The organism is Nonomuraea cypriaca (genome assembly GCF_015645445.1).
GTDB classification, from domain to species: domain Bacteria; phylum Actinomycetota; class Actinomycetes; order Streptosporangiales; family Streptosporangiaceae; genus Nonomuraea; species Nonomuraea cypriaca.
On the sequence record NZ_JADOGI010000002.1, the window covers coordinates 1 to 25,416 of the forward strand.

25 protein-coding genes are annotated in these 25,416 nt (G+C 71.7%); 14 read left to right on the top strand and 11 right to left on the bottom strand.

All coding sequences use genetic code 11. From position 1 onward, the window contains the following. Window positions 1-157: 157 nt before the first annotated feature. The 4 genes from ITP53_RS00835 (at window position 158) to ITP53_RS00850 (ending at window position 3,460) form a co-directional block, all read left to right on the top strand. Window positions 158-1,333, top strand: coding sequence for an NAD(P)/FAD-dependent oxidoreductase (locus ITP53_RS00835; RefSeq protein WP_195893307.1), 1,176 nt, complete (start codon window positions 158-160; stop codon window positions 1,331-1,333). A 69-nt stretch (window positions 1,334-1,402) separates the two neighbouring features. After that, the gene (locus ITP53_RS00840) at window positions 1,403-2,692 is read left to right on the top strand and encodes an aromatic ring-hydroxylating dioxygenase subunit alpha (protein WP_195893308.1); all 1,290 of its coding nucleotides are present in this window, start codon (window positions 1,403-1,405) and stop codon (window positions 2,690-2,692) included. After that, window positions 2,689-3,240, top strand: a complete 552-nt coding sequence (locus tag ITP53_RS00845) for an aromatic-ring-hydroxylating dioxygenase subunit beta (protein WP_195893309.1) — start codon at window positions 2,689-2,691, stop codon at window positions 3,238-3,240. Before ITP53_RS00840 ends, ITP53_RS00845 begins: the two co-directional genes overlap by 4 nt. A gap of 25 nt (window positions 3,241-3,265) precedes the next feature. After that, window positions 3,266-3,460 (top strand): ferredoxin, encoded by a 195-nt coding sequence (locus ITP53_RS00850; protein ID WP_195893310.1) that lies wholly within the window; start codon window positions 3,266-3,268, stop codon window positions 3,458-3,460. A 103-nt stretch (window positions 3,461-3,563) separates the two neighbouring features. Here the strand turns inward: ITP53_RS00850 and ITP53_RS58920 are convergent, their stop codons facing one another. Next, window positions 3,564-3,965 carry a MerR family transcriptional regulator gene (locus ITP53_RS58920; protein WP_195893441.1) on the bottom strand — a complete coding sequence of 134 codons (402 nt, stop codon included), beginning with the start codon at window positions 3,963-3,965 and terminating at the stop codon, window positions 3,564-3,566. A 78-nt stretch (window positions 3,966-4,043) separates the two neighbouring features. Here ITP53_RS58920 and ITP53_RS00860 point away from each other — a divergent pair, with 78 nt between their 5' ends. After that, window positions 4,044-5,513, top strand: coding sequence for a DHA2 family efflux MFS transporter permease subunit (locus ITP53_RS00860; protein ID WP_195893311.1), 1,470 nt, complete (start codon window positions 4,044-4,046; stop codon window positions 5,511-5,513). Window positions 5,514-5,605: 92 nt separating this feature from the next. Here ITP53_RS00860 and ITP53_RS58925 read toward each other — a convergent pair whose 3' ends face one another. Beyond that, window positions 5,606-5,728, bottom strand: coding sequence for a hypothetical protein (locus ITP53_RS58925; RefSeq protein ID WP_268960875.1), 123 nt, complete (start codon window positions 5,726-5,728; stop codon window positions 5,606-5,608). A 77-nt stretch (window positions 5,729-5,805) separates the two neighbouring features. Between ITP53_RS58925 and ITP53_RS00865 the strand changes: the two genes are divergently transcribed. Both ITP53_RS00865 and ITP53_RS00870 read left to right on the top strand, forming a co-directional pair. Continuing rightward, entirely contained in the window at window positions 5,806-6,240 is a 435-nt protein-coding gene (locus ITP53_RS00865; protein WP_195893312.1) for a DUF3159 domain-containing protein, read from the top strand. Continuing rightward, window positions 6,227-6,778: a GNAT family N-acetyltransferase gene (locus ITP53_RS00870; protein WP_195893442.1), complete on the top strand. Its 552-nt coding sequence runs from the start codon at window positions 6,227-6,229 to the stop codon at window positions 6,776-6,778. The genes ITP53_RS00865 and ITP53_RS00870 overlap by 14 nt, the downstream gene beginning before the upstream one ends. 55 nt (window positions 6,779-6,833) lie before the next feature. Here ITP53_RS00870 and ITP53_RS00875 read toward each other — a convergent pair whose 3' ends face one another. After that, entirely contained in the window at window positions 6,834-8,708 is a 1,875-nt protein-coding gene (locus ITP53_RS00875) for a DUF2264 domain-containing protein (protein WP_195893313.1), read from the bottom strand. 295 nt (window positions 8,709-9,003) lie between these two features. Here ITP53_RS00875 and ITP53_RS00880 point away from each other — a divergent pair, with 295 nt between their 5' ends. The 6 genes from ITP53_RS00880 to ITP53_RS00905 all read left to right on the top strand — a co-directional run bounded on the left by ITP53_RS00880 (window position 9,004) and on the right by ITP53_RS00905 (window position 15,441). Continuing rightward, the gene (locus ITP53_RS00880) at window positions 9,004-9,369 is read left to right on the top strand and encodes a hypothetical protein (protein WP_195893314.1); all 366 of its coding nucleotides are present in this window, start codon (window positions 9,004-9,006) and stop codon (window positions 9,367-9,369) included. Next, entirely contained in the window at window positions 9,366-10,499 is a 1,134-nt protein-coding gene (locus tag ITP53_RS00885) for an FAD-dependent oxidoreductase (protein ID WP_207755382.1), read from the top strand. Before ITP53_RS00880 ends, ITP53_RS00885 begins: the two co-directional genes overlap by 4 nt. A gap of 90 nt (window positions 10,500-10,589) precedes the next feature. Beyond that, the gene (locus tag ITP53_RS00890; protein WP_195893315.1) at window positions 10,590-11,816 is read left to right on the top strand and encodes a cytochrome P450; all 1,227 of its coding nucleotides are present in this window, start codon (window positions 10,590-10,592) and stop codon (window positions 11,814-11,816) included. A 178-nt stretch (window positions 11,817-11,994) separates the two neighbouring features. After that, window positions 11,995-13,542 (top strand): aminotransferase class V-fold PLP-dependent enzyme, encoded by a 1,548-nt coding sequence (locus ITP53_RS00895; RefSeq protein WP_207755383.1) that lies wholly within the window; start codon window positions 11,995-11,997, stop codon window positions 13,540-13,542. 107 nt (window positions 13,543-13,649) lie between these two features. Then, window positions 13,650-14,135: a RidA family protein gene (locus ITP53_RS00900; protein WP_207755384.1), complete on the top strand. Its 486-nt coding sequence runs from the start codon at window positions 13,650-13,652 to the stop codon at window positions 14,133-14,135. Window positions 14,136-14,145: 10 nt separating this feature from the next. Continuing rightward, entirely contained in the window at window positions 14,146-15,441 is a 1,296-nt protein-coding gene (locus tag ITP53_RS00905; RefSeq protein WP_195893317.1) for an amidohydrolase/deacetylase family metallohydrolase, read from the top strand. A gap of 66 nt (window positions 15,442-15,507) precedes the next feature. On the opposite strand, the gene ITP53_RS00910 is transcribed toward ITP53_RS00905, so the two are convergent. From ITP53_RS00910 to ITP53_RS00950, 8 genes are all read right to left on the bottom strand, one after another. Continuing rightward, window positions 15,508-16,449 carry a LysR family transcriptional regulator gene (locus ITP53_RS00910; RefSeq protein WP_195893318.1) on the bottom strand — a complete coding sequence of 314 codons (942 nt, stop codon included), beginning with the start codon at window positions 16,447-16,449 and terminating at the stop codon, window positions 15,508-15,510. Window positions 16,450-16,523: 74 nt separating this feature from the next. Then, window positions 16,524-17,027, bottom strand: a complete 504-nt coding sequence (locus ITP53_RS00915; RefSeq protein WP_195893319.1) for a 2,4'-dihydroxyacetophenone dioxygenase family protein — start codon at window positions 17,025-17,027, stop codon at window positions 16,524-16,526. 40 nt (window positions 17,028-17,067) lie between these two features. Beyond that, the gene (locus tag ITP53_RS00920) at window positions 17,068-17,940 is read right to left on the bottom strand and encodes an SDR family NAD(P)-dependent oxidoreductase (protein ID WP_328813593.1); all 873 of its coding nucleotides are present in this window, start codon (window positions 17,938-17,940) and stop codon (window positions 17,068-17,070) included. 98 nt (window positions 17,941-18,038) lie between these two features. Beyond that, window positions 18,039-19,847, bottom strand: a complete 1,809-nt coding sequence (locus ITP53_RS00930) for an Hsp60 family chaperonin (RefSeq protein WP_195893320.1) — start codon at window positions 19,845-19,847, stop codon at window positions 18,039-18,041. Beyond that, the gene (locus ITP53_RS00935; RefSeq protein ID WP_195893321.1) at window positions 19,840-21,111 is read right to left on the bottom strand and encodes a mannonate dehydratase; all 1,272 of its coding nucleotides are present in this window, start codon (window positions 21,109-21,111) and stop codon (window positions 19,840-19,842) included. The genes ITP53_RS00930 and ITP53_RS00935 overlap by 8 nt, the downstream gene beginning before the upstream one ends. After that, on the bottom strand, window positions 21,108-22,046 hold the full coding sequence (locus ITP53_RS00940; RefSeq protein ID WP_195893322.1) for a sugar kinase: 939 nt from the start codon (window positions 22,044-22,046) through the stop codon (window positions 21,108-21,110). The genes ITP53_RS00935 and ITP53_RS00940 overlap by 4 nt, the downstream gene beginning before the upstream one ends. Window positions 22,047-22,050: 4 nt before the next feature. Continuing rightward, a complete protein-coding gene (locus tag ITP53_RS00945) occupies window positions 22,051-22,707 on the bottom strand; it encodes an RraA family protein (protein WP_195893323.1) in 657 nt (218 codons plus the stop codon). A 90-nt stretch (window positions 22,708-22,797) separates the two neighbouring features. Further along, the gene (locus ITP53_RS00950) at window positions 22,798-24,105 is read right to left on the bottom strand and encodes an MFS transporter (RefSeq protein WP_195893324.1); all 1,308 of its coding nucleotides are present in this window, start codon (window positions 24,103-24,105) and stop codon (window positions 22,798-22,800) included. Between the two features lie 279 nt (window positions 24,106-24,384). Between ITP53_RS00950 and ITP53_RS00955 the strand changes: the two genes are divergently transcribed. Next, window positions 24,385-25,320: a LysR family transcriptional regulator gene (locus tag ITP53_RS00955; RefSeq protein WP_195893325.1), complete on the top strand. Its 936-nt coding sequence runs from the start codon at window positions 24,385-24,387 to the stop codon at window positions 25,318-25,320. The last annotated feature ends 96 nt before the right edge of the window (window positions 25,321-25,416 follow it).

Here is a 25,416-nt window from a genome sequence, read left to right on the forward strand (position 1 = left end):
CCCTGACCGCGCGTCCCGACTGCCCGTCCCGACTGCCCGCCCTGGCTGCCCGCCCTGACCGCGCGTCCCGACGGCGCCCTGACGGCGGGCTGACCTGCCCACAGCTCGCCGGGGGACCGTTGCCAACTCGGCGTTATTCTGTATACAGTTTTCAGCCATGCACTCCGTAGTGGTGGTGGGCGCCTCGCTCGCCGGGCTCCGTACCGTCGAGGCGCTGCGCCGCGAGGGCTACGCCGGTCGGATCGACGTGATCGGCGCGGAGACCCACCTGCCGTACGACCGCCCGCCCCTGTCGAAGGGCGTGCTCACGGGGACGGCCGAGCCCGCGGCGGTGGCGCTGCGGCAGCAGCCCGGCCTCGCGGCCGACTGGCACCTCGGCGAGCGCGCCGTCGCCCTGGACGCCGCGGGCCGCGAGGTCGTGCTGGCGAGCGGGCGACGGGTCCCCTACGACGGCCTGGTCGTCGCCACCGGGGCCACGGCCCGCCGCATCCCCTCGATCCCGCATCACCTCGACGGCGTCCTCACGCTGCGCACCCTGGACGACGCGGTCGCCCTGCGGAGCGCGCTGGCCGGCCGCCCGTCCGTCGTGATCCTGGGCGGCGGCTTCATCGGCACCGAGGTGGCGTCGAGCTGCCGGACGCTCGGCCTCGACGTCACCCTGGTCACCCCCGACCCCGTGCTCGCCCGCGCCCTGGGCCCGCTGTCCGCCGGCGCGGCGGCGCGCGCCGCCGACCACGGTGTCAGGATCCTGCATCCCGCCACCGTCGAGGAGGTGCGCGGTGGCCGGCGAGTGGCGGAGGTCGTCCTCGCCGACGGCCGCGTGCTGCCGGCCGACGTGCTGGTCGTGGCGGTGGGCGCCGCCCCGGAGACCGGTTGGCTGCGGGGCTCAGGCGCCCGCCTCGACGACGGGGTGGTCTGCGACGCCGGGCTGGGCGTCGCGGGCCTGCCCGGGGTGGTCGCCGCCGGCGACGTGGTCCGCTGGCCCCACCCGATGCTCGGCGGCGAATTGCTGCGGCTGGAGCACTGGACGAACGCCGCGGAGCAGGCGGCGACCGCGGCGCGGCGGCTGCTGCACGGCCCGGCCGCCGCGCCGTGCAGCCCGATCCCGTCGTTCTGGAGCGACCAGTTCGGCATCCGGCTCCAGGGCGTCGGCCTCCCGGCCCTCGCCGACGAGACGCGGCTGGTCGAGGGCGACCCGGCGAGCGGCCGCTTCGTGGCCGAATACCGCCGCGCGGGCGCACTGGTCGGCGCGGTGACCGGCGGCACGGCCCGTGCGCTGCTGCCCTATCGGCGCCTCCTCACGACCCCTCAGCAGCCGGCCGCGGCCCGGTGACCGGCAAAAGCACCTTGGAGCAGCAAGTTGACTGACACACACCAGAAACCACGAGTGCGGGCGATAGATATGGAAACTCCCTCGGAGACCGCTGAGCGGCTCCACAAGACGGTGCTGCCGGAGGAAGGCCTCATCCCGGCGTACGTGCACACCGACCCCGACGTCTACCGGCTGGAGCTGCAGCGGCTGTTCGGCCGTGCCTGGCTCTTCGTGGCGCACGAGTCGGAGATCCCCAAGCCGGGCGACTTCGTGGTCCGCGACATGGGCGAGGCCAACGTGATCGTCTCCCGGGGCGACGACGGCAAGGTGCGGGTCTTCCTCAACTCGTGCCGGCACCGCGGCATGAAGCTGGCCTGCGAGGACCTGGGCAACGGCCCGTCGTGGCGCTGCGCGTACCACGGCTTCACCTTCCGCAACGACGGCTCGTTCCTCGGCGCGCCGTACCAGCGCTTCGCCTACTCAGAAGGGCTGGACCGTGAGTCGCTGCGGCTCGTGGAGGCCCGCAGCGACGCCTACGGCGGGCTGATCTTCGCCACCTGGAACCGCGCGGCCGAGCCGCTCGCCGACTTCCTCGGCGCCATGACCTGGTATCTCGACATCTTGGTCGGCCGGGCCGAGTTCGAAGTCGTCGGCACGCCGCAGCGCTGGATCGTGCCAACGGCCTGGAAGCTGCCCGCCGAGAACTTCGCCTCCGACGCCTACCACACCGCCACCACGCATGCCTTCCTCGCCAAGCTCGGCCTGGTCAGCGGGGTCGACTTCGGCCGGCTCGGCTACCACGTCGACGCCGGCAACGGCCACGGGCTGGGCATCGGGGTGCAGGACGACGGGCCGTGGTATCCACCCGAGCTGCGCCAGGAATATGAGCGCAACCTGTCGCCCGACCAGCTCGCCCTGCTCGACCGGATCAAGAACTTCCACGGCAACGTCTTCCCCAACCTGTCGTTCCTCATCCCCAACGTCATCGAGTTCGGCGGGCGCCGGGTCACCGGCATGACGCTGCGGCAGTGGCAGCCGATCGGGCCCGACAGCATCCAGGCGTGGTCGTGGCACCTCGTCGAGAAGGGGGCGCCCGAGTGGTGGAAGGAGCTGGGGCGCAAGGCGTACATCCAGACCTTCGGCACCTCCGGGATGCTGGAGCAGGACGACACGGAGAACTGGGAGGCGCAGACGCGCAACTCCCAGATCGCCCTGACGCTCGACGAGCCCGTGATGCTGCACTACGGCATGGGCATCGGGCGCGAGCCGATGCGCGACTTCCCGGGCCTCGGGACCGTCTACGACGGCAAGTTCAACGAAGCCGCGGCCCGGTCGTTCTACCGCCGCTGGCTCGACCTGGTGGCAGGTGAGACGCGATGACCGTGACGATCGACCCCGGCCTGCTGGCCGGCTTCACGCCCGCCGCGCGGGTGCCGCTGGAGCTGCGGATCGCGGTCCAGGACTTCCTGGTGGACGAGGCCGAGCTGCTCGACTCCCGGCGTTTCGACGAGTGGCTGGAGCAGTTCACCGACGACACCGAATACCGCGTGCCCGTGCGGATCACCCGGCGGCTGGGCAACCCCGACGTGGTGGACGACATCTTCCACTTCGACGAGAACAAGACCAGCCTCGGCCTGCGTGTCCGCCGGCTGGGCACCAACGTCGCCTGGGCCGAGGACCCGCCCTCCTTCACCAGGCGGTTCGTCACCAACGTCAAGGTCGTCTGGGGCGAGAGCGTGGAGGAGTTCGCCGCACGCAGCTACCTGCTCCTCTACCGCAGCCGTGGCGACCGCGGCACGCACGACCTGCTGTCCGGGGAGCGTCAGGACCTCCTGCGGCTGGAGGGCGGCCGGCTCCGGATCGCCCGCCGCCGCGTGGTCCTCGACCAGGCCACCCTCGGCACCAAGAACCTGGCGATCTTCCTCTGAGCGCCGATCCGGAAGGAACCCTTTGATGCGCGTCATTCTCGACACCCAGAACTGCCAGGCGTACGGCAACTGCATGCTGACCGCGCCCGACGTCTTCGACCTGGACGAGGAGGCCGGGACCGCGATCATCCTGCGGGAGCGGCCGCCCGCGGAGCTGCGGGCCGCCGTGGAGGAGGCCGTGCGCAGCTGCCCGGTCCAGGCCCTCACCCTCGAGGACTGACCGTCCGCGCCGTGCTCAGCCGGCGTCCACGCGGCGGTCAGCCGACATCCGTGCCGTGCTCAGCCGGCATCCGTGCCGTGCTCAGCCGGCATCCGTGCCGTGCTCAGCCGGTGGCCGTGCGGCGGCCGGGGGCCCATAGGCGGTCGGCGTCGCCGGCGGCGAGCCGGCCTCGGTAGACGTCTATCTTGTGGTCGATGAGCTTGAGGTTTTCCTGTACCTCAGCGAGCTTGGCGGCCACGTCGGCGCTGTGGGCCTCCAGGAGGGCGAGTCGCTCCTCTTCGTTGCCGTGCCCGGCGGCCACGAGCTCGGCGTAGCGCCGGATGGTCCTGATGGGCATGCCGGTGGCCCGCAGCCTGGTGCAGACGGTGATCCAGTCCAGGTCGAGCTGGTGGTAGCGGCGCCGCCCGCCGGCGGTGCGGTCGACGGGGGTGACGACCAGGCCGGCGCGTTCGTAATAGCGCAGGGTGTGGGCGCTGACGCCGGTGCGGTGGGCGGCCTCGGCGATGCTAGGCCCGCCTGGGGGTCGGAGCGCGCCGGCCGCGGTTTGACTTCGAGCATGCTCTAAATCCTAGCGTCGTGGGTCATGAGTTCTTCAACGCCGCTCCAGGCCACGGCCGGCGAGCTCAGCAGGCGCCGGCGGCTTCTGGTGCTCGCCATCTGCTGCGCCAGCATGATCGTCGTGGTCATGGACATCTCCATCGTCAACGTCGCGCTGCCGGCGATTCGCGGCGACCTCGGCGCCTCGGTGTCCGGCCTGCAGTGGACGGTCGACGCGTACACGCTGGTGCTGGCCGGTTTCCTGGTGCTGGCCGGGTCCACCGCCGACCGGGTCGGACGCCGGCGCGTCTTCCAGGTGGGCCTCGCCGTCTTCGGGCTCGGCTCGCTGCTGTGCGGCCTCGCGCCGGGCGTCGGCTGGCTGATCGCGGCGCGTGCGCTGCAGGCCGTCGGCGGCACGATGCTCAACCCGGTGGCGATGGCGATCGTCGCCACCACGTTCCCCGACCCGGCCGAGCGGGCCAGGGCCATCGGCGTGTTCGGCTCGATGTCCGGCCTGTCGCTGGCGCTGGGCCCTATCCTCGGCGGCGCCCTGGTCGACGGCTTCGGCTGGCACTTCATCTTCTGGATCAATGTGCCGATCGCGGCCGCCGCGATCGTGTTCACCGCGCTGTTCGTGCCCGAGTCCCGTGCCGTGCGGGCGCGGCGGTTCGACCCGGTGGGCCAGTGCCTGATGATCGTGATGCTGAGCGGCGTCGTCTACGCGGTCATCGAGTCCGGCGGGTCGGGCTGGACCTCGCCGGTGGTCCTCGGCTCGCTCGCCGTCGCCGTGCTCGGCGCGCTGGGCATCCTCGGTTACGAGCCACGCCGCGCCGACCCGCTGCTCGAGCTGCGCCTCTTTCGCAGCGTGCCGTTCAGTTCGGCGATCCTGACGGCGCTCTTCGCCCTGTGCGGGTTCAGCGCGTTCCTGTTCGTGACAACCCAATACCTCCAGGACGTACGCGGCATGTCCGCGCTCACGGCCGGTCTGTGCCTGCTCCCTGTCGGGGTGCTGATCGTGGTGCTCTCCCCGCTGACCGGCCGGCTGGTCGGCGCGCGCGGTCCCAGGCTGCCGCTGGTGGTCGCCGGGGCCGCGCTGGCACTGGGCGGCGGCGCGTCTCTCTGGCTCGGCCCGGCCACCCCGCTACCGTACGTGCTCGCGATCTACCTGCTGTTCGGCGTCTTCCTGGGCACCGTCAACCCGCCGATCACCAACACGGCGGTCTCCGGAATGCCCCGTTCGATGGCCGGTTTGGCCACCTCGCTGTCCTCCGCCGGCCGGCAGACCGGCACCACGCTGGGCGTCGCGATCTCCGGGACGATCGTGGGATCGGCCCTGGCCCGCGGCGGGACGGCGTTCACCGACGCGGAACACGGCGTGTGGTGGCTGGTGCTCGGGCTCGGCGTCGGCATCCTGGTCCTGGGACTGGCCAGCACCGGGCGCCGGGCCCTGGACACCGCCACGCGGGCTGCGGCCTCGTTCGCGGGCGGCCCATCGGGCCGCGACCACCTCGTCTGAGGCGTCCGGCAGGGCCTGTGGCGCCCCCCGCAGGGCGTGAGGCGCCCGGCAGAGCCGCACATGGGCAGGAGGACCTCGTCGTCTGAGGTCGGTCAGAGCCTCACCATGGGGAGGAAGACCTCGTCGACCAGTTCGGTGAGGGTCTCCTCGGAGATGCTCGCGTCCGGGTTCATCAGATATTCCTGGCGCAGGAGGAGGACAGGCACGGTCGCCACGCGGGGCCTCAGCGCGGCGGGCCTGGCCTCGCCGCGCGCCACCGCCCTGCCCAGGCAACCTGCCGTACCTCGGGGAGGTGCTGGCCACGCACAGAAGTCAGTTCCTCGGCGAGAGCCCGATCCCGGAGGACGGCGTGCTCGCGAGCCGGGCCCAGCCCGCCGTCACCGCACTCTACGAGCGCCGCCGCGAGCTGCCGGAGAGCCTGCGGATGTTCCTCGGCGACTGCCCTCCCGGCCTGGAGATCAGACGGTTCAGGATGGCAGGGCGCGACATCGTGACGCTCGTCCCGGACGTGGTCCTGCCCGTCGCGGTCTACTACGCCTGTCGCTGGTCCGGCATGGACGAGGAGACCTCGCTGTCGCCGGCCGCGGCGGCCGCCCTCGTCCGCGTGCTGATGGCCGCCGCCGTCGAGCGCCGGTTCAACGGCCTGGCCGCGCTGGTCTGCGCCGGCTTCGCGATCGGCCTGCTGCTGGCCCTCCTCACCGGCCACCCGCGTTATATCCCTGGGTGACGACGGCGCGGAGCTGCGTCCGCTCGAGCCGTGGCAGGCCGCCACGTTCCTGGAGCACATGGACCGGGGCCGGGAGTTCATCGGGTGGCACATCGCGCTGCCGGACAAGGTCACGGATCTGGAGCCGAGCCGCTCCTACCTCCAGGCGTACGCCGACCAGGCCGCGGCCGACACCGCGCGGATCTACGGCATCTGGGCGGACGGCAAGCTGGTCGGCGGGGTCCTCTTCCGTACGATGGACGTCGAGCGGGGCACCGCCGAGGTGGGTTGCTGGCTGGAGCCGTCGGCGGTGGGCAAGGGGCTAGTGACCGGGGCCGCCCGGATGATCATCGACTGGGCCGTCGAGCAGCGCGGCATCCACCGCGTGGAGTGGGTGGTCTCGTCCGGCAATGAGGCGAGCATCGCCGTGGCCCGGCGACTCGGGATGACCAGAGACGGCGTTCTGCGGGAGAGCTACCCCTATCGGGGAAAGCGGCTCGACATGGAGATCTGGTCGGTGCTCGCGCCGGAATGGCGCACGGCCCGGCAGGAGGTCTGAAACACCGCCTGCGCGGGTCCGCGTCCGCCCGATCCCAGCGAACCGCGGGCCTGGATCAACGCCGGGCGGGGACGCGTTCGCACGCGGGGACGTCGCCCAGGCGGACCTTCACCGTCTCCCCGCCGGGCAGAGCCAGGACAACCAGGTCGCCCTCCACGTGTACGCCCGGCGGGGGCGGCTCCTGTCCGGTCCTCGCGAGCCGCACGAGACTGACGTAGATCGCGGTGCCTCCGGGATGGGCGTCGGCGATGACGTACGGCGTCGCCGAGTGCGTGCCGAAGGCGTTGGCGCCCTGCGCCGTCGCCAGCCCCGAGCCGGTGTAGCCGTGCAGGCCGCGCACGGCGCTGCTCAGCCCGTCCGGCCGCAGGGCCAGCGCCACACCGTCCCCGTCCCCCAGATCGAGCGGGGCGCCCGCGGCCAGGGAGTGGCCGCCGTCGCGCACCTGGCACCCGGCGGGGGCCGTGACCCGGTGGATCCTGATCTCCGATGCTCCGTGGACCACGGAGGCGGTCACCACCCGGACGGGACCGTCCCGGTAGGCCGAGGCGGCGAACCGGTCGGAGACGGCCAGCGGTTCGATGCGCCGCCTGAGCGAGGACGTCCCGTCTGGCGCGATGACGGCCAGGTGGTTGTCCACGCCCTGCGCCTTCTCGCCGAGCTCGGGTCCGGTGTGGCTGGTGTAGGCGAACCTGAGGTAGTGGGGGTCGGGCGGGCCGTCCTGGTCCTGGACGCGGTCGCGGTCGCTGCCGTGGTTGACCAGCCGTACGACGCCGTCGGCGCGCGTGGCGTGCAGCAGCCAGCCGGGCGCCGGCATCGCCACGGCGTGGTCGGCCAGATCGACGGGTGCCGCCTCCTCGGGGTCCGTCCAGGCCGGGTGCCCGGGAGGCAGGAGCAGGCCGAGGAACGCCTTGCTCGCCCAGTACGGCGACGCCGGACCCGAATAGTCCTGCGCGATGGGCCGGAACGGGTCGTACCAGCCGAGGGTGAGCAGCCCGTGCTCGTCCGGCACGCCCCGCTCCGCGAAGTGGCGCAGCACACCACTGGCGATGCGCCGGGTCCGGCCGGGCGGCAGGGGAGAGGCGCCGGTCAGCGCGCCCAGCCACAGCGGCGCCACCGTGGCGAACCGGTAGGTCAGCGACCGCCCCTGGTGGATCGGGCCGCCGTCGGCGGCGAAGAAGTGCTGGTACTGCTCCAGGAAGCGGCGCAGCCGGGCCGCGTACAGCTCCTGGCGGGCGGTGTCGCCGGCCATCCGCGCCCACAGCGACGGGTACAGGTGCAGCGCCCATCCGCCGTAGTAGTCGAAGTTCTTGCCCTGGCCGTCGGAATACCAGCCGTCGCCGGCGTACCAGTCCTCGATCCGCTCCAGTCCGCCGGTGATCTCGCCCGGTTCGTACGGCCCGCCCACCTCGGCCAGGAACTGCTCGACGATCACCCGGAACAGCACCCAGTTGTTGTCCGGCGTGCGCTTCCCGACGAAGTCCGCCAGCCAGTCCACCACCCGCTCCCGCTGGGCCGCCGACAGCCGGTCGAACAGCCATGGGCGGGTCTCGTGCAGCGCCAGCGCCACCGAGGCCGCCTCGACGAGCTGCTGGGACATGTCGGTCAGCGCGGGCCAGGCGTAGGGATGCGCCGGATCGGTCCCGGCGGTCAGACCACCGGCGTACCGCTCGATCAGCGCGGGCGGCACGTCGCCACCCGCGCCGGCGATCCTGAACGCGGCCAGCAGGAACGTACGGGCGAAGCCTTCGAGACCGTCGCTCACCGGCCCCGACCGGCTCGCCCCGCCGGGCAGGCGGAACTGGGCGAACCCGTCCGTCGCGTACGGCACCACGGACGCCAGCAGGTGATCCGCCACGGCCTCCCAGTGCGTCCGGGTCCAGCCGGTGTGGCCGGACAGTCGTTCGTCGGGCGAGGGGAGGCGCAGCGGCATGACAAAGGACTCCTGGAAGGGTCGCGGGGCTCGGAGGCAGGTGTGTACAGCTGTTTAACCGTTTACTCGGCAATGATCGCAGCATGACATGGTTTAACTGTCAAGAGATATCCCTCTGAGTGGATACGTTTCCACGAAAAGTCCGCTCTGGTACGGCCCCCGGCGGGCTCAGGCTCGCCGGTGTCGATATGGGGATCCGCCGTTCGTGTGAAAGGTGACAGTTCACGACACACGAGGAGGCTTGTCATGCCACAGGTCTTGCTGTCCGATCTCGTCATCGGCGAGTCGCCGCGTCGTGGACGGGCGCGGCAACGTCTACGTCAACGGCGCGGACTTCGACTTCACGGCCTTCCTGGACAAGCTCGACGACTACGCCGACGACGTCCCCTGGCGGGAGCGTGCGGGCTTCGTGCCCGGCTACATCGCGCTGATCACGCCGGACGGGGTGGTGCGTGAGGTGGCCGGCGGCATCGAGTTCCCCAACGACATCCCGCCACGAAGAATTTTCCAGCAGTCCTGTCGGCGCCATGGGTCCCCTACAGGCCGTGCGAGGGAAATTGCTAGCGTGAGAAGAAGCCGACATCAGCGATCACAACCGGGAATGGGGGATTCCCGGGCCCATGGCGTGATCATCGTGGTCGGAGGGGGACGGTTGCGGTGAGAGTTGTCGTCGATCTCACGCGGTGCCAGGGCTATGGGCAGTGTGCCTTCGCCGCGCCTGACGTGTTCAGGATGGCTGGTTCCGAAGCGTTGATGTACGAGCTCAATCCCGGCGACGGCAAGCGCGAGCAGGTCATGCGAGCGGTCGCGGCCTGCCCGGTCCAAGCCATGGTGATCGATGAGTGGGGGGCGCTCGGACGCCCGAAGAAGTCCACGAAGAAGGCCGGCGAGTCCGGGATCGCCGACGACGGGAGCACGCCTGATCGGGTCGGCCGCATCGTCATCGTCGGCACCTCGCTGACCGGGCTGCGCGCCGCGGCGACGCTGCGCAGGGAGGGCTACCAGGGGTCGTTGACGCTGATCGGGGACGAGCTGGGCGAGCCCTACGACCGGCCGCCGCTGTCCAAGCAGGTCCTGAGCGGGCAGGTGGTCGCGGAGGAGACCATGCTGCCCCGGCGTGGCGAACTCCACGCCGACTGGCTGCTGGGCACCCCCGCGACCGGGCTGGACTCGGCCGGCAAGCGGGTGCTGCTCGCCGACGGCCGGCACGTCGGGTTCGATCGGCTGCTGACCGCCACCGGAGTACGCGCCCGCCCGTGGCCGAACCCGGCGGAGGCCGCGCTGGACGGGGTGTTCGTGCTGCGCGGCCGTGAGGACGCGGCCCAGCTACGGCGGCGGCTGTGTGACGGCGTCGACAGGGTGCTGGTGATCGGCGGCGGCTTCACCGGCTCGGAGATCGCCTCCGCCTGCCGGGACCTGGGGGTGGCCGTGACCGTCGCGGAGCGGGGCCCGGCGCCGCTGGTCGGGGCGCTGGGCGAGGTGATCGGCGCGATCGCCGCGGACGTCCAGCGCGAGCACGGCGTGGACCTGCGCTGCGGGGTGACGGTGACGGCGCTGGAAGGAGACGGGGACGGACGGCTGCGCCGAGCCAGGTTGTCCGACGGGAGCACGGTCGACGCCGCGGTGGCGGTGGTGGCGCTCGGCGCCGAACGCAACGTCGAATGGCTGGAGGGCTCCGGGCTGGCCGCCGGCGTGTGGGGCGTGGGCTGCGACGCGGGGCCGGCGCACGCCCCGTGCCGGCGGGGATCCCGGAGCGGGTCTCGGCCATTCATGACGCCACCGTGGTGGTGACCGGCCACGATCCGGACGAACGGCGTGCCACGCTGGTGAGCGGGCGCGAGTGACACATCAGGCGTATCACGGGGGAGGAGGAGCCGCGTCATGACAGCGGCCGGCGCCTACGAACAGTTTCTCGACTACTCCAACCGGGCCGACCCGTACCGGCTGTTCCCCGAGCTGCGCAGGACGCCGGTGGCACGGCAACCGGACGGCAGTTACGTGGTCAGCACCTATCGGGAGATCGTCGCGCTGCTCCACGACCCGCGCGTCAGCTCGGACCTGCGCAACGTACCCGAGATCGCCGACATCCAGGAGACCTCGGAGCTGCCGCCGGAGTTCATCCGCCGTGATCCACCCGACCACGACCGGCTCAGGTCCATGGCGATGAAATACTTCGGGCCGCCGCACTGCCCTGGCCGGATCAGCGGCCTGGCACCCGAGATGGACCGGCTCATCTCGGATCTCATCGACGGATTCGCCGGCAAGAGCCGAATCGACATCGTGGACGACTTCGCCTACCCGCTCCCCGTCACGGTGATCTGCGAGCTGCTCGGAGTCCCCCGGCGGGACGAGCCGACGTTCCACCACTGGTCACAGATCCTGATCGGGACCAACGACCCGTCGACCGGCACCCTGGTCGAGCGGAACACTCGACGCTTCCAGACCATGGCCCAACTCGGTAGATACCTTAACGAGCTGGTCGAATCGCGTCGCGGGGCACCCGGTGACGATCTGCTCTCCGCCCTCGTCGCCGACGGCGAGATGCCGCGTCCCGACCTGCTGGCCACCGCCGCCCTGCTGCTCGTCGCGGGCCACGAGACCACCGTCAACCTCATCTCCAACGGGATGCTCACGCTCCTGCGCCATCCCGAGGTGCTGGAACGGCTGCGCCACGAGCCCGGCCTCGTCGTACGCGTGGTCGAGGAACTGCTGCGCTACGAGCCGCCGATCCAGATGCCCGGCCCGCGGCGCAGTGCGCTCGCCGACATCGACATCGCCGGCACGACCATCCCCAAAGGCGCGGTCATCGTCCTGGTACTCGCCGCGGGCAACCGCGACCCCGACCGATTCGCCGACCCCGATCGTTTCGACCCCGATCGCCACGACAACCAGCACCTGGGCTTCGGCGGCGGCATCCACTACTGCTTCGGCGCGCCCCTCGCCAGGCTGGAGACCCAGCTCGCGCTGACCGAGCTCACGCGCCGGCTGATCAACCCCGAACTGGTGACCGATCCACCGCCCTACCGCCACACCGCGAACCTGCGGGGACCTCAGCACCTCCTCGTCGACGTCGACGGCGTGCGCCCTCGTCATCCGGATGGCGGGTGATGGTTCCCCGTACGGTGCCACTATTCCCATGTCGAATAGTGTCATCAAAAAGACGCGCTTAACACGGATCACACCACTACCTACCGTTCTGGTCAGGCCGATAAGACATGGACTGGCTGGGGGTCACGTGGCTGTTGATGCTGTCTCTCGACGTAGGATCCTGGGACTCGGTGCCGGCATGGGCGGCGTGCTCGCGCTGGGCCCGCTGCTCGCCGGTCCGGCGGAGGCGGCCGTGGCCGCCGCCGGAGCAGGGACCGCGCCCCCCGGCGCGCCGGACAAGGCGAAGGACGTCTACGAGGCGATCGGCGTGCGCCCGCTGATCAACGCGCGCGGCACGTTCACCATCCTCAGCGGTTCGCTCATGCTGCCCGAGGTGCGCGCGGCCGTCGACGCGGCGGCCAGGCAGTACGTGCACCTGGACGAACTGGCCGACGCCGTCGGCAAGCGCCTCGGCGAGCTGACCCGCTCGGAGTTCGGCCTGGTCAGCTCCGGCTGCTCTGCCGCGCTCACGCACGCGACGGCTGCCTGCGTGGCCGGCGGCAACCCCGACCTGCACATACGCATCCCCGACCTGACCGGGTTCGAGAAGACGGAAGTGATCATCCCGAAGCATTCGCGCAACGTCTACGAGGCGGCGGTCAGCGCGGTCGGGCTGAAGGTCGTCGAGGTGTCGACCCGCGCCGAACTGGAGGCGGCGATGGGCCCCCAGACCGCGCTGGTCTACATCATGGCGGGACCGAAGGTCGACGAGAGCGAGATCAACACCAAGGTCATCGCCGAGGTCGCGAAGCCCAAGGGCGTACCGGTGCTGGTGGACGCCGCGGCGGAGATCCTCACCGTCCCCAACGTGCACCTCGGCTACGGCGCGGACCTGGTGGCCTACAGCGGCGGCAAGGCCATCCGCGGCCCTCAGTCGGCGGGCCTGCTGCTCGGCCGCGAGGGCCTGGTCAGGGCCGCGTGGGTGCAGAGCGCCCCCCACCACGGCTTCGCGCGCGGCTTCAAGGTCGGCAAGGAAGAGGCCATGGGGATGCTCATGGCGGTGGAGATGTGGGTACGGCGCGACCACGACGCGGAGTACCAGCGGTGGACCGGCTGGCTCAAGGACATCGCCGGCCAGGTGTCCGGCATCCCCACCGTGACCACCTCGATCGTGCAGCCCGAGGGCCTGTCGAACCGGACCCCGTCGCTGAACGTGCTGTGGGACGAGGAACGGCTCGGAGTGTCCGGCCAGACCGTGACGGACACCCTCTACGACGGCGAGCCGCGCATCGCGCTGAACCCCGCGAGCGGCGACGGCACGACCGGAGTGTCCATCACGCCCTACATGCTGACGCCCGGCGACGAGAAGGTCATCGCCAGGGAACTCGTCAAGCTGCTGAAGAACCCCCCGGAGCCGCCTGAGCCGGACAAGCCGCCCACGGTCGACGTCAGCGGCGACTGGTCCCTGCAGATCAAGTACCTGGCCGGCAGCTCGGACGCCCACCGGCTGCGGCTCTCCCAGGACGGCGCCACCGTCACCGGCTCGCACACCGGCGACTTCGTCGAAAGGAAGCTGACGGGCACGGTCAGCGGTGACACGGTGAGCGTCCGCAGCACGTACGGCGAAGAGCACGGCGACTCGCTCGACTTCACGTTCACCGGCACCGTCAAGGGCGACGCGATCAACGGCGAACTCGACATGGGCGAGTACCTCAAGGCCACCTGGACGGCCACGCGCGGCGCCTGACCCAGGTCCGGACGGCCAGGTGCGGCAGCCGAAGGGCCAGGCCGCGCCATCGCCGTCCCCCGATGGAACCGACCCACGCCGGTCCGGCGTGGACGAAGGAGGAAGTGTTGACAGAGAACCGCAGGAACTTCATCCGCAAGGCCCCCGTCGTCGCCGCGGCCGCCGCCATCCCGGTCATCGCCGGCGCCGCCCCGGCCGCCGCGGACGACCGTGAATCCAGGGACCGCAAGCCGAAGAAAGAAGTCCACTACCCGGGTTCGGAGCCGCCGGAGGATCCCCTGTTCAGCCCGGTCGTCACCTACGGGAGCCTGGTCTTCCTGTCCGGCATCGGCGCGCACTTCGACGGCGACATCCGCGCCCACACCGAGCACGTGCTGAGCGAGCTGGAGCGCAACCTCGAAGCCGTCGGCTCATCCATGGCGAACGTCCTCAAGGTGAACGTCTACCTGAACGACCTCGCCGACTACGACGCCATGAACGAGGTGTACCAGGGCCGGTTCGGCCCCGAGCCGGGAGTGCGTACGACGATCGCGGCGGCGGCCGGCATCCCCGGTGACTCCCTCGTCGAGATCGACTGCATCGCCGTCATCTGAAAGGACGGACATGAATCTTCGATCGCGAGCCGGCCGGGCCGTCATCCCCGCGGTTCTCACCCTGGTCGTCGGCGCCTCCACCGCCGCGGCCACCACGCGGGCCCAGGAGCCGCAGTACGACCTCCTGATCCGCCAAGGCCACGTCATCGACCCGAAGAACGGCATCGACGCGGTCAGGGACATCGCCGTCAAGGACGGCAAGATCGCCATGGTCGGGGAGCGCATCGACGCCCAGGACGCCGAGCGGACGGTCGACGCCAAGGGCGACTACGTCACCCCGGGCCTCATCGACCTGCACACGCACCTGTTCGCCGGCCCGGAGGACGCCTACTCCAACGGCTACCAGAGCGTCGCGCCTGACGGGTTCACCTTCCGCGCGGGAGTCACCACCGCCGTCGACACCGGCTCGTCCGGCGCGTCGAACTTCGCCGAGTTCAAGAAGAACGTCATCGACCGTTCGAAGACCCGCGTGCTGGCCTTTCTCAACATCGTCGGCAAGGGCATGGCCGGGGGCGACTTCGAGCAGGACCTGAACGACATGCAGGCGGGCCCGGCGGCCGAGGTCGCGATGCGGAACCCCGACGTCATCGTCGGCATCAAGACCGCTCACTACGAGGGCCCGGAATGGGATCCGGTGGAGCGGTCCGTCGAGGCAGGGGAGAAGGCCGGCGTCCCGGTGATGGTCGACTTCGGCGCCAACCGGCCAGAGCGGCCGCTCGACCAGCTGCTGACCGAGAAGCTGCGGCCCGGCGACATCTACTCCCACGCCTACTCGGGTAACCGCGGTGAGCTGGGTGAGGACGGCAAGCTCAACCCGGGCATGCACGCCGGTCGCGAGCGGGGCGTGCTGTTCGACGTCGGTCATGGCGGTGGCAGCTTCGCGTGGGAGGTCGCCGTACCGGCGATGAAGGAACGCTTCCTGCCCGACACCATCTCCACTGACCTGCACATCACCAGCATGAACTCCGGCATGAAGGACATGGCGAACGTCATGTCGAAGTTCCTCGCCCTCGGCATGCCGCTCAAGGACGTGGTGGCGGCGTCCACCTGGCGGCCCGCCCAGGCGATCGGACACGAGGAGCTGGGGCACCTGTCGGTGGGCGCGCCGGCCGACATCTCGGTGTTCACGCTGGAGAAGGGCGAGTTCGGGTTCGTCGACAGCTTCGCATTCAGGATCGACGGCAAGGAGAAGCTGGTCTGCGAGCTGACCGTCCGCGGCGGCGAGGTGGTCTGGGACCTCAACGGCAGGACCGCGCAGGCCTGGAAGCCGGGCTCCGGAAGGGGCGACGGCGCCGGCGAGCACTGACCCACACGGGAAGAACGGCTCCCGCCCCTCGCGAGAGGCGGGAGCCGTTGCCGTGCGGGGGAGCTCTCAAGGCCGCTGCTCGTCCCAGGGCCAGTGGGGTGCGGGCAGGGTCGCGAGGGTCTGGCGGACGGCCTCCACCGCCGGTGACACCACCGCGTTCGCGCGCCACCACACCGCCACGACCCGCTCGCAGTACGGCTCGGCGACAGGCACCAGGGTGACTCCGTCGGTGTTGGCCGTGGTCATGGCCAGGCAGTTCGTGATGCCGGTGCCCATGCCGTGGCGTACCAGGGAGATGAGGGTCTGCGGCTGGTTGGTACGGGACACGATGACCGGGTTGAGGCCGGCCATGGCGAAGGCGAGGTTGGCCTCGTACTGGCGGCCGTGTCCCTCGCCGCTCTCGCCGATGGTCACCACCGGCAGTGAGGCGATCTGCGTGAGCCGCACGCTGCCGGCGTGCGCGAGCGGGTGGTTGTCGCGGAAGACGGCCACCAGCGGCTCGCGCCAGAGCACCTGGCTGACCACCTCGTCGGAGTTGATGAGCGGCTGGAGCGGCCGGATCGCCAGGTCGACGCCGCCTTCGACGAGGTCGTCGCCCAGCGCCACGCTCGGCCCCTCGCGCAGGACGATCCGCACGTGCGGGTGCGTCACACGCAGTGCCCGCACGGCCAGCGGATAGAGGTAGGAGGCGGCGCTGGGGTAGGCGCCCAGCCGCACCTCGCCGCGTACGACGCCTCCGGTCAGCTCGGTGAGCATGCTGAGCCTGCGCAGGATCTCCTCGGCGTGCGGCAGCAGCGCGCGGCCCTCCGGCGTGAGCACCGTGGGGTGCAGGGAACGATCGAGCAGCCGCGCGCCGAGCAGGCGTTCCAGCTCGGCGACGTGGCTGCTGACCCGTGGCTGCGAGCGGTAGAGCGCCTTGGCCGCGGCCGAGAAGCCGCCGTGGTGGGCGACGGCCACGAAGCTGACGATCCAGTCGATCCGATAGTGGTGCACGTTTCGGATGTCCATCAGCCCCGCTCCCTCGCCGCGGCACCGGAGCCTACCGCGAGGGACGAACGGCGCACACCCGTATTAGACGGACTTCAGCGGATGAACTGGTCGACGTAGTCGGGTCCGAGGCCGACCTTCTCGTAGTGCGCGCGGCACATGTCGATCTTGGTGAAGGTGTCCTCGTAGCCGATCTGCGTGCCGTTCTCGTCGACGTACGCCATCGCGCCGGTGATGTTGAAGAACGTGATCATCTCGGCACAGTCGTCCGGCACGGCCAGGGTGTGGATCTCGCCCGGCGGCTCGTAGACGAAATGGCCGGCCTCGGCCACCCACTCGTGCTCGTAGTAGTGCCATTTGCCCTTGATCACGTATCCGAAGACCGCGCCGGGATGGCGGTGCCTGGAGACGATGCCCGCGGCGGTGACCTTGAGCAGGTTGCACCACTGGCCGATGACCGTGTTGAACATCAGCGGCCTGAACCACACGTCAGGCGCCTGCGGCACCCACACGCGCTCGTCCTCGGGGACGGCCGCGACGGCGATCTCCGGCGGCACCACGGAGGAGATCGGGATCACGGGGCCCTGCGCTGCACTCATGAGCTGCTCCTTGTGTCTGTCTGGACTCGTAGGTCGGTCGTCATGCGGCGAGGTAGCCGCCGTCCACCGGGAGGACCACGCCCGTGATGAACCGGGCGTCGGGGCCGCACAGGAACGCGACCGCCCCCGCCACGTCCCCGGGCTCGCCCCAGCGGCCCATCGGTGTGCGTTCGACGATCCGCCTGGCCGCCGCGCCGTCCTCGTGCAGGGCGGCCGTCAGCGCGGTACGGATCCAGCCGGGGGCCACCGCGTTGACCCGGATGCCCTCCGCCGCCCACGCCACCGCCAGCGCCTTGGTGAGCTGCATGACCCCGCCCTTGCTCGCCGTGTACGCGGGCGACTTGGGGCCGCCGAAGAAGCTGAGCATCGACGCGACGTTCACCACGCATCCCCGGGAGCGGCGCAGCAGGTCGTGGGCCGCGACGCAGGCCCGCATGGTGCCGGTCAGATTGACGTCGATCACGCGGGCGAACACCTCCGGGTCGTACTCCGCGTTCCTGGCGATCACCCCGGCGGCGTTCACCAGCACGTCCAGCTTGCCGAGCCCGCCCAGGAACCCCTCCAGCGCGCCGGGCTCCGTCAGATCCAGCTCAACCGCCCGCACAGCGCCGGGCAGCGGCCGGCCGCTCTGCGGCCCTTCCGCTGGGCTGTGCGGGCCGTTCTGCGGTCCGGCCGCTGGGCTGGGCAGGGGCTGTCCGGCCTGTGGTCTGGTCGCCGGGCTGTGCGGGGGCTGTCCGGCGGCCGGGCCTGGCGGGGGGTGCGCGGCCGGGTCGGCGCCGAGTCCGGCGGCGATCACCTCGGCTCCCGACGCGGCGAAGCGTTCGGCCACGGCCGCACCGATGCCGCTGGTGCCGCCGATGACGACCACGGTGCGGCCGTCCTCGGCGCCGCCCGGACCCTGTGCTTCGTTCACTCTGATCCTCCCCGCTGAGGGTGCCGACATCTGCGATTCAACCCCCGGCCGGGCTCTCCGCCATCGATCATGCGGGACGGGGATGAGGGCCATTCGAATCAACGCCCGCCCCCACCCCCATGCCCGTCCGCGTCCCTGTGCCCGTGCCCGTCCCTGTGCCCGTGCCCGTCTCCGTGCCCGTTCCAGTGACCGTGGCCGTGGCCGCGGCGGCGCCAGCTCACGGCGTCCGGATCGCGGGGCGTGCGGTCGGCGGCCAGGGTCTCGGCGGTCAGCAGCAGCCGGGCCACCGACGCGGCGTTCCGCAGTGCCGTGCGCGGCACCCGTACGGGATCGAGCACGCCGTCCGCGACCAGATCGCCGTAGCGGCCCGTGACCGCGTTCCAGCCGTGCCAGTCCGGCAACCGCGCGACCTCCGCAGCGACCACCGACCCGTCCGCGCCCGCGTTCCTCGCAATCCACCGCAGCGGAGCAGCGAGCGCGTCCCGCACAGCGACCACCCCGGCCCGCTCGTCGGCGTCGCGCACGGCGGCTGCCCCGGCTTGCTCGTGGGGGTCGCGGGTCGGTGGGCCGTTCGTCGCAGCGGTCGTGGGTGGGCATGGGGCTGTGAGTGGTGGTGTGTCAGGGCCTTGATGGGTGTCGAGCAGGGCGTCGAGGGCGGGGGTCGCGTGGGCGAGGGCGGCGCCGGCGCCGGGGAGGACGCCTTCCTCCAGGGCGGCCCGGGTGGAGGCCACCGCGTCCGACACCCGCCGGACGCGCTCGCGCCGCTCCACGTCAGTGGCGCCCCCCACCCGCACGACGCACACCCCACCGGCCAGCTTCGCCAGCCGCTCCCGCAGCACCTCGCGGTCGAAGTCCGATCCGGCCCGCCCCAGCTCGCGCCGCAGCCGGGCGACTCGCGCCGACACGGCCCCGGCCGTACCCGCACCTCCGATCACCGTCGTCGAGTCCTTGGTGACGACCACCCGGGCAGCACGCCCCAGCATCTCCAGCCCGGCGCACTCCAGCGCGGAACCCTTCTCGGCCGTCACCACCTCCCCGCCGGTGAGCGCCGCCAGGTCGCCCAGCCGGGCGTGACGGCGCTCGCCCAGCGCGGGCGCCCGCACCGCCACCGACGGCAGCGTGCCGCGCAGCTTGTTCATGACGAGCGCGGACAACGCCTCGCCCGCGATCTCGCCGGACACCACGAGCAGCGGCCGCCCGGTCGCCGCCACCCGATCCATGAGCGGGAGCAGCCGGCCAAGCGCGGTGATGTTCCCGTGGTGCAGCAGGAGGTAGGCATCCTCCAGCACAGCCTCCATCCGCTCCGGGTGCGTGACCATGAACGGGCTCAGGAACCCATGGTCGAAACGCGACCCGTCGGCGAAGCGCGGCTCGGTCTCCAGCCCCGGGCCCTCCTCGACCGAGATCGACCCGTCGGCCCCCACCTTGGCGAAGGCGCCGGCGATCAGCGACCCCAGCTCGGCGTCCCGCGCCGCGCTCCCCGCCACCGCCGCGGTCTCGCGCTCGCCGCCGACCGGCCGCGCCGCCCGTTCCAGCCAAGCGACGGCCGCGTCGACCGCCAGGGAGATGCCCCGGCAGACCGCCACCGGCGAGGCGCCGGCGGCGATCGCCCGCGCACCACCGGCGGCGATGGCCTGCGCGAGCACGATCGCCGTGGTCGTCCCGTCGCCCGCGTCCCGCCGCGTGGCCCTCGCCGCCTCGCGGACGAGCGAGACCCCCATGTTCTCGTACGGGTCCGCGAGCTCCACGGCCTTGGCCACGGACGCTCCGTCATGGGTGACCACCGGGCCGTCGAGGACCACCGCCCGGCCTCGCGGGCCGAGTGTCACCCGGGCCGCCGCGGCAACCGTGTCCACTCCGCGCAGCAGGGCGCGGCGCGCGGCCGGGCCAAGCAGCAGTTCAGTCATCCTCGAACGTCCCGCGCTCCATGATCAGCGCGGCCTGCATCATGGCGCGGGCGTACCCGGTGTCGTACAGCTCGCCGCCGTGCCCGCCGCCGCCGACGTCCTCGTACTGGTTGCCCGAGGTCGAGCCGTTCTCCCTGTCGAAGTCCAGCGCGCGCGGGTGCTCGGCCAGGATGCCCAGGTGGTAGCCCTGACGGACCAGTTCGCGCATGAAGGCGAACATGTCGGTCTGGCCGTTGTCGGGGAACACCTCGGCGTACTTCACCCGCGGCTCGTCCACCCGCACGTTGCGGTAGTGGATGTGGTTGACCCGGTCCTTGCCGCCCATCCAGCGCAGGAACGTCACCGCGTCGAAACCGACCTCGGCGGTCACCCCGGCGTGCACCGTCATGCCGTTCGACGGGCTGTCGACGGTCTCGACCATGCGCTTCCAGTCGGCCACGGACCCCATGATCTGCGGGTTGCCTCGGCTGATCTCGGCGGGCGGGTCGTTGGGGTGTACCGCCATGCGCACCCCGGCCTCCTCCGCGACCGGGATCACCTCGCGCAGGAAGTGCTCGTAGTGCTCCCAGAGCTGCTCGCGGGTGAAGGCCGGCACGCCCTCGGGCCGCGGCAGGTCCCTGACCTTGCCGCCGTCCACCTCGCGGTCCAGGTCGAAGGCCGTGTAGCCGGCGCCGGGCCGCGCGCCGGTGTCGAGCTCCTCGTAGTAGCCCTCCATCAGGCGGTGGACGTACCAGTTGTACTCGACGACCGGGATGCCCGCCTGCCCGGCGGCCTTCAGCGACTGCTTGATGTCCTCGATGGCCTGGTCCCGGCCGTCCTGCCCGCGCACGACCGCGTCGGGTGCGCTGATGAGGTACGCGGTGACGTGCAGCCCGTACCCCTCCAGCCGTTCCCTGTCGGCCTTCAGCTCCTCGGCCTGCCACGGCACGTCGGGCACGTCGGTGACCAGGGCGCCGTTCACCCCGGCCTGACGCCACCGGCGCACGGTCGCCTCGTCGGGGTCGCGCGAGAACCACTGGCACAGCTTGGGCGTGTCCCGGCCCTCCTGCACCTGCTCGGGCCACTTGAGCTTGGGGAACGGCCGGTCCCCGCCGCGGTCGGCGGCGGCGGGCCCAGTGGTGGGCCCAGTGGTGGGCCCAGTGGTGGGCCCAGTGGTGGGCCCAGTGGTGGGCAGGGCGGCGCCCGCCAGCCCGGCCGCAGAGAGGGCGGCCACGGAGGAGGAGCGCCTGAGGAAGGTACGGCGGGAACTCTGGTTCTCCGTCACGTGGGTGACCTTTCTGCCAGGACGGTGTCACGATGCGGAATGGGGCCCACAGCGCCGGGCCCGGTGGTGGTGAGGGCGGCGGCGACCACCGCGTACCCGGTCGCCTCGACGGGGGAGTCCCCGTCCAGGAGCCGGGCGGCGAAGGCTCCGTCGAAGGTGTCGCCCGCGCCGGTGGCGTCCACCGCCGTCACCGGGTGCGCGGGCACGTGCGTGACCCGGTCGCCGGTGCCGAGCAGCACGCCGTCCGCGCCCATCTTCAGCGCGACGATCGACGGCCCCCGCCTGGCGAACGCGGCCAGCACCTCGCGCGGCTCCTCCAGGCCGGTGAGCAGGCGGCCTTCCTCCAGGTTGGGCAGGACGACGTCGGCCAGCTCGGCGGTGCGCAGCACCACCGCGCGGGCCCGCTCCAGCGGCCACAGGGCGGGCCGGTAGTTGGGGTCGTAGGAGACGAGGGTGCCCGACCGTCCGGCCACGTCGATGGCGTGGAACGCGGCGTCGCAGGCCGACGCGCTGATCGCCTGCGTGATGCCGCTGAGGTGCAGGATCCGGGCTTCGGCCACGGCCTGCCCGGGCACGTCAGCGGGCGACAGGCGGCTGGCGGGCGATCCGGCGCGGCGGTAGGTGAAGGCGTGCCTGCCCTCGCCGTGCCGGGTGACGAAGTAGATGCCGGTGGCGCCGCCCGGCTCGCAGGTGACGTGCCGGACGTCGACGCCCTCGCTCTTCCACAGCCGCAGCAGGGCGTGGCCGAAGGCGTCGTCGCCGACGCGGGTGAGGTATCCGGCGGCGGCGCCGGACCGGCCGGCGGCGATCACCATGTTGGAGGTGTCGCCGCCGAAGCCGAGGTGGAAGGCGGCGGCGTCATCGAGCGAACCCTCGGCCGCGGCGTTGAACTCCAGCAACGGCTCGCCGAGGGCCAGGATCTGCGGGTGCGGCATCGGCTCAGATCCGGTTGTACTTGGCGAGCCCGTCGCGCAGCGAGCCCGAGGCGATGATGAGCCGCGTCTGCTCCTTCTCCCGCTCCTCGATCTCCAGCGCGGTCCGCAGCACGTCCTCGACCAGCGCCCGCGGGATGACGACCACGCCGTCGCGGTCGGCCACGACCAGGTCGCCCGGGTGCACGGTCACCTCGCCCAGCACGACGGGCTGGTTGAGCGAGACCGTGCGGTAGCGGCCCAGGGTGGTGGCGGGCACGCTGGAGCGGGCGTACACGGGGAAGCCAGGGTAGTCGCGCTGGATCTCGGTGACGTCGCGTACGCCGCCGTCGAGCACGCAGCCCGCGATCCCGCGGGCGACCGCGCCCGCCGTCATCAGCCCGCCCCACACGGCCACGTCGGCGCCGCCCGCGTCGATGCACACGACGCTGCCCGCGGGGGACTCGTCGATGGCGGCGAGCGCGTGCGCCGGCGGCTGCGACTCCGACGTCGGCACCTCCCGCACGGTCACCGCGGGCCCCACCAGCGTGCGGGCGCCCGGCGTGACCTGCCCGACCGCGCCGGAGAGGTAGCCGCGGACGCCGTGCTGCTCGACGGCGTCGGCGACCGACGCGGTGGCGATGGAACGGAACGCCTCCAGGACGTCCTCGGAGTATGGGGGCATGCGGAATGTCTCCTCGTCGTCGGGAGTCTGTCGGCCCCCGTCGGGGCCGTCGGGGGAGATGGAGGTTCGCGCCGCGCTTCGCGGCGTGCTTCATGTCGTGGTGACGGTGTCGCTGCCGAGCGGGACGATCCTGCGGATGACCACGCCGTACACCAGCGCGCCGAGCAGCGACACACCGCCCGCGACGGCCAGCGGGACGATGTACGACCCGCCGAAGGAGTCCAGCAGGATGCCCACGACGAGCGGGCTGACGAACCCGGCCACGTTGGACGCGAATCCCTGGATGCCGGCCAGCGACCCGACGTTCGCCGTGGTGGGGGCGACGTCGACAGGCAGCGCCCACAGGCTGGAGGCGGCGAAGCAGAGCGCGCTCTGCGACAGGGCGAGCAGCGCCAGCGCCAGCCAGGCGTCCTCGACGAGCCCGGCGAACACGATCACCGAGGACAGGACCAGCCCGATGATCAGCGGGAACTTGCGGGCGTAGGTGACGCTGCGGCCCTGGCCGATCAGCCGCGCCTGCACCCAGCCGCCGAACCACTGCGCGGGCATCGCGAGCAGAGCCGGGATCATGCCGAAGAAGCCCAGCGTGAGCAGGTTGAAGCCGCGCGCGTCCACCAGGTACGACGGGAACCAGGTGATGAAGAAGTACAGCACGAACGACAGGCAGAAGAAGCCCAGCACCATGCCCCACACCGTGCGGTAGCGGAACAACCGCGCCCACGGCATCGGCGGGACCGATTCGCCGGCCTCCTTGCCGCCGCCGTCGCGGATGTAGGCGCGCTCGCTGGGCGTGAGCTTGGCGTGCTCGTCGGGGTCGCGGTAGAACTTCAGCCAGATCGCGCAGTAGATCAGCCCGACCGCGCCGGCCGCGACGAACGACCCGCGCCAGCCGAGCAGCGCGACGATCGCGGTGGTGATCGGCAGCGCGAACGCCGTGCCCGCCCGGCCGCCGCTGTCGAAGATCGAGGCCGCGAGGCCTCGCTCGCGGGTGGGGAACCAGCGGGCGACGACGTGCGAGCTCGACGGGTACGCGGGCGACTCGACGGCCCCGAGCAGCAGCCGGATCAGCAGCAGCACCACGAACCCGGTCGCCGCGCCGACCAGCATGGTGGCGATGGACCAGGCGGCCAGCGCGAACGCCATCATCCTGCGTGGCCCGAACCGGTCGACCAGCCACCCCGCGCCGGGCATGAAAGCGGCGTACGTCCAGAAGAAGGCCCCGAGCAGCAGCCCGGTGGCCGTGTTGGACAGGTCGAGGTCCTCGGTCATGTACGGGAGCGCCACCCCGAGGTTGGCCCGGTCCAGGTAGTTGATCGTGATGGAGCCGAAGGCGAGCCAGATCATCGTCCATCTGACCCGTCCCGCGGGTGTCGTCTGAACAGCGGGGGATGCGGTCATGCAGGCTCCTCGGGGGTGTTGCACCGTCCACGAGCACACCGGAGCGGACGGCAAGGGGGAGGTGGGGGCTGGTTCCGCGAGGCTGGGCTGGTTCCGAGGCTGGGCTGGTTCCGAGGCTGGGCTGGTTCCGCGAGGCCGGGATGAAAGTGAGCCTATGAGTGACCAGGTTTCGTGTTAAGCGCACGTTACGGATACGAATATTCGGAAAACGGATCCCGGCTCATTCGCTTCCGCCGCCGGGCCTTGTTGCCGCCGCCGGGCTGGGTTAGAGCATGGGGCATGTTGCGACCGGAGCTCCGTCTCGAGTGGTTCGTCTCGTTTCTAGGCGTCATCGACACCGGCAGTTTCAGCGCGGCCGCCGAGGCCGTGCACCGCTCACAACCCAGGGTGAGCACGCATGTGGCCGCGCTGGAGCGGGAAGCGGGCGTGTCACTGTTCGACCGCAGCAAGCGGCCCGTGGAGTTGACCGAGGCGGGCGCGGTGCTGGCCGAGCACGCCCGCACCATCCTGCGCCAGCTCGGCAACGCGGAGGAGGCGATGGCCGCGCGCCGCGGCTCCGCCCGCCGCTTGGTGACACTGGGCAGCTATCCGAGCGCCGGCGCCGCGTTCGTGCCGAGGCTGCTCGAGCACATGGCGCGCACCCGGCCCGCCATCAAGGTCGTGCTCGTCGAGCGGGCGACGCTGGAGCTGGACGCCGCCCTGACCGCCGGCGAGATCGACGTCTACCTGCGCCCGATGGCGCCTCCCGCCGGGCCTTCCGTACGCTGGCGGCCGCTGTGGGACGAGACGCTCGCGGTCGTGCATCCTCCCGGTCACCCACTGGCGGAGTTACCCGACCCGCTGCCGGTGGCCGCCGTGGCGGCGTACCCGCTGATCACGATCGGCCGCCTCGGCTCCTCCGCGCTCGGCTTCGAGACCTACCAGGCGTTCAGGGGGGAGGGTTTCGAGCCCGAGGCCGTACAGGCCACCAACCAGCCGCAGACACTGATCTCGCTGGTACGCGCCAACCTCGGGATCGGCGTGACCAACCGGCTGGCCGTGTCCACGGCCGACACGCGCGGCGTGCGGGTACGCCGCCTCGACGCGCCCAGCGGCCGGCGCGTGGCCGTGCACTGGGACGCCACCCGCCCCCTCACCCCGGCCGCACGCACCCTCCTCCGCGAGATCCTCACCATCCCGGTACCACCGGACACCGAACCGCTCGTACCCGAATGACGTTCGGCGGTCCCGCACCGGTGCCATCGGACACCGAACCGCTCGAACCTGGATGACGTTCGGCGGTCCCGCGCGTGCTGAACGATTCGGCGCAGC